Below are 484 nucleotides of genomic sequence, written 5' to 3'. Positions count from 1 at the left end.
ATTCCGGCGACAACTTTATTTACCAGCCCACTCAGTGGAAAGGAGCAATTAAGTTTGTTGCCGAGGTTGAAGATGAGCATCTCAATTTCAGAGCAGAAGGCGGCGCTGGCAACCCCAACATTACCTATGATGATGCTTATCCATATCTACACGGTCGGCTGCTTGAACTTCTAATGGGCCACGCTGGAAAATATAAGCGTATTAGCGCTCACGACAATCGCAAAAACAAATAATCGGGAGAACCGCCGCATTCAACTGCGGCGGCGTTATGCTTACTCAAAGTCGAACTGCATTCATAAGAAAAGAAGAGCTAGCGAATGTCTATATATTCCAAGCCAATGTTCACGCGGGAACAAGTAAATTCCGCAGGCAGAAAACTAGTAAGCGGGAACCCGGATTTGCCTACCTATATGCCAATAATAGAAAATTGGCGCGCCGCACATTCACATCCTTTAAATTCGTTTTATGTGACATTGCAGCGGCG

The 484-nt window shown here is 45.9% G+C and carries 1 protein-coding gene; it reads left to right on the top strand.

Features of this window, described 5'->3' with window-relative positions:
- Positions 1–233: hypothetical protein (locus I5W_RS31905; RefSeq protein WP_159106098.1), on the top strand; the 233-nt coding region annotated here is incomplete at its 5' end.
- Positions 234–484: the final 251 nt, after the last annotated feature.

The organism is Herbaspirillum sp. B65, assembly GCF_000333555.1.
GTDB lineage: Bacteria > Pseudomonadota > Gammaproteobacteria > Burkholderiales > Burkholderiaceae_D > Herbaspirillum > Herbaspirillum rubrisubalbicans.
Note: the sequence above shows the minus strand (reverse complement) of the source record. Positions and strands in the feature narration are given on the sequence as shown.